This window comes from Streptomyces sp. FH025 (assembly GCF_017427025.1).
Classification (GTDB): domain Bacteria; phylum Actinomycetota; class Actinomycetes; order Streptomycetales; family Streptomycetaceae; genus Kitasatospora.
Genome location: NZ_JAFLNG010000796.1, coordinates 1 through 3,185 on the forward strand (window position 1 = coordinate 1; position 3,185 = coordinate 3,185).

3 protein-coding genes and 1 pseudogene are annotated in these 3,185 nt (G+C 74.4%); all 4 read left to right on the forward strand.

Features of this window, described 5'->3' with window-relative positions; translation table 11 throughout:
* Positions 1-782: respiratory chain complex I subunit 1 family protein (locus J0670_RS33970; protein WP_207816177.1), on the forward strand; the 782-nt coding region annotated here is incomplete at its 5' end.
* Between the two features lie 69 nt (positions 783-851).
* A complete protein-coding gene (locus tag J0670_RS33975; RefSeq protein WP_207816179.1) occupies positions 852-1,511 on the forward strand; it encodes a hypothetical protein in 660 nt (219 codons plus the stop codon).
* The gene (locus J0670_RS33980; RefSeq protein ID WP_207816181.1) at positions 1,511-2,971 is read left to right on the forward strand and encodes a proton-conducting transporter membrane subunit; all 1,461 of its coding nucleotides are present in this window, start codon (positions 1,511-1,513) and stop codon (positions 2,969-2,971) included. Before J0670_RS33975 ends, J0670_RS33980 begins: the two co-directional genes overlap by 1 nt.
* Positions 2,972-2,974: 3 nt before the next feature.
* A pseudogene (locus tag J0670_RS33985) lies at positions 2,975-3,185 on the forward strand (formate hydrogenase); the annotation flags it as partial.

The window sequence follows — 3,185 nt, forward strand, 5'->3', positions numbered from 1 at the left end:
TCACCGCCACCGGCACCGGCCCGGCCTTCCGCGCCGCCCCACTGGTCGTGGTGGCCACCGCCGTGGTCGCCGCCGCCCTGGTGCCGCTCGTCTCCACCCGCACGCCGGTCAGCGGCGACGCGGACCTGATCGTGGTGGTCGCGCTGCTCGCCCTCGGCACCGTCTCCCTCGCGCTGGCGGGTCTGGACACCGGCACCGCCTTCGGCGGCATGGGCGCCAGCCGCGAGATGACGGTGGCGGCGCTGGTCGAACCGACCCTGCTGATGTCGGTGTTCGCGCTGTCCATCCCGGCCGACTCCACCAACCTCGCCGCCATCGTCACCGGCGCCGTCCACGACCCCGCCCGGCTCGCCACCCCCACCGGGCTGCTGGCCGCCGTCGCCCTGGTGGCCGTCACCGTCGCCGAGACCGGCCGACTGCCCGTCGACAACCCGTCCACCCACCTGGAACTGACGATGATCCACGAGGCGATGGTGCTGGAGTACGCCGGCCCCGACCTCGCCCTGATCGAATTCGGCGCCCAGCTGCGGCTCACCGTCCTGCTGGGCCTGCTGGCCTCGCTGTTCACCCCCTGGGGCATCGCCACCGGGACCGGCGGGGCCGCCCTCGTGCTCGCGCTGGTCCTGGTGACCGTCAAGGTGGCCCTGCTGGGCGCGCTGCTGGCGGCCGCCGAGGTGTTCCTCGCCAAGATCCGGCTCTTCCGGGTCCCCGAACTCCTCGCCGGCTCCTTCCTGCTGGCCCTGCTCGCCGTCGCCGCGTCCTACTTCCTCACCGGAGAGTGACCGGATGATCGGACGATGGGGGTACCCCCGGCCGAAGGCTGGGGGAGAGCGAATCATCAGGAGGTGCGCATGAGCGACAGCCTTTACACCCAACTCCTGGACCTCTCCTGCGGGGTGTTCCTGCTCGCCGCCGTCCTGGTGCTGTGGCGGCGCGAACTCGCCGCGTTCATCCGGGTCTTCGCGGTCCAGGGGATCGCGCTGGCCGCCATCGCCGTACTCCTCGCCCGGCACGAACACCGGTGGGACCTGCTCGGCGTCGCCGTGCTGATCGCCGCCCTGCGCGCCGGCCTCCTTCCCCGGCTGATGCGCCGTGCCCTCACCGCCGGCGGCGAGACGCACGAGAGCGAGCCCCTGGTCAACGTCACCGCGTCACTCCTGACCGCCGCCGCGCTCACCCTGCTCGCCTACGCCGTCACCCGACCGCTCACCGAACTCGCCCCCACCCCCGCCACCCGCGCCCTGCCGATCGGCCTGGCCGTCGTCCTGATCGGCTTCTTCACCCTGGCCACCCGCCGCCGGGCGCTCTCCCAGGTGGTCGGCTTCCTGCTGGTGGACAACGGCATCACCGCCGTCGCCTTCCTCGCCACCTCCGGAGTGCCGCTGATCGTCGAACTCGGCGTCTCCTTCGACGTCCTGTTCGCCGTGCTGGTCCTCCAGGTGCTCACCGCCCGGATGCGCGCGGCCTTCGGCGGCACCGATCTCGACGACCTGCGGGAGCTGCACGACTGATGCCCGACGCCCTCCTCCTCTCCGGACCCGTCGCCGCTCCACTGGTCACCGCGGCGCTCTACCCGGCGGTCGGCTGGCGGCCCGCGACCGCCTGGGCCGGCCTGTTCTCACCCGCCGTGATCCTCGCCTGTGCGGGAGCGCTGGCCACCGAAGTCCTCCGGCACGGCCCGGTCACCGCCTACGCCGCCTTGCTGCGCGCCGACGCCCTGACGGTGTGGATCCTGCTCGGCATCGGCGCGGTCGGCGCCCTGGCCTGCGCCGCCGGCCCCGCCTACCTCGCGGCCGAACGCACCGACCCCGTCGACGCCCGCCGCTACGGTCTGCTCGTCCACCTGTTCCTCGCCGCGATGGCCCTGGCCACCCTCACCGCCAACCTCGGCGTGCTCTGGGTCGCCATCGAGGCCACCACCATCGTGACCGCCTTCCTCGTCGGCCACCGCCGCACCCGCGCGGGTGTCGAGGCCGCCTGGAAGTACGTGGTGATCTGCTCGGTCGGCATCGCGCTCGCCTTCCTCGGCACCGTGCTGGTCTACTTCGCGGCCCGGCACGCCGGGATCCCCGAGTCCCGCGCCCTCGACTGGCCCACCCTGATCGCCCACGCCGACCGGCTCGACCAGCCCACCCTGCGGCTCGGCACCGCTCTCGCCGTCCTCGGGTTCGGCGCCAAGGCGGGCCTCGTCCCCCTGCACGCCTGGCTGCCCGACGCGCACAGCCAGGCCCCCGCCCCGGTCTCGGCGTTGATGTCCGGCGTGCTGCTCGCCGTCGCCTTCACCGCCGTCCTGCGCCACAAGGTGCTCGCCGACGCCGCCCTCGGCACCGGCTTCGCCCGCACCCTGCTGATCGCCGTCGCCCTGGCGACCCTCGCCCTGGCCGCGGTCCTGCTGCTCGCCCAGCGCGACTACAAGCGCATGCTCGCGTACTCCAGCATGGAGCACATGAGCCTGATCGCCCTCGCCGCGGGCGTCGGCACCCGCCTGGCCACGGCCGCCCTGCTGCTGCACATGGCCGGTCACGGGCTCGCCAAGGGCGCGGCGTTCTGCTCCTCCGGACACCTCGCGCACCTGGCGCACACCACCCGCGTCGGACGCGTCCGCGGCCTCCTCGGACGTGCCCGCGCGCTCGGCGCCGTCCTCGGCCTCGCCCTGCTCGCGCTGCTCGCCCTGCCGCCGTTCAGCCTCTTCGCCTCCGAACTGGGGATCGCCCGCGCCGGGTTCGACGCGGGACTCGGCTGGACCGTCGCCCTCGCCCTCGTCCTCGTCCTGGTCGCCTTCGCCGCGATCGCCGTGCGCGGCGCCCGGATGCTGCTCGGACCACCACCCGGGCCCGCCGCGCCGGTCACCGTCGGGGCGAGCGTGTGGCTGCCGATGGCTGCCGCACTCGCGGCCTGCGCCGCGCTCGGCGTCACCGTCGCCCCGCTGCGCGAACTGCTCGACGCCGCCGCCGCGATCGGAGGCCGCTGACCCGTGCCGCGCACCACCATCGACCTCGAACCCGGCGAACTCCCCGAGCGCACCGCCCGGTTGCTCGCCGACGGCCACCGGCTCGCCCTCGTCGCCGCGCATCATGACGACCCCGCCACCGTCCGCGTCGTCTACCTCTTCCTCCAAGGCCCGCCCGACACCCGCACCGAACTCCACGTCCGCCTGGACGCCGGCGCACCCGCCGTCCCCACCC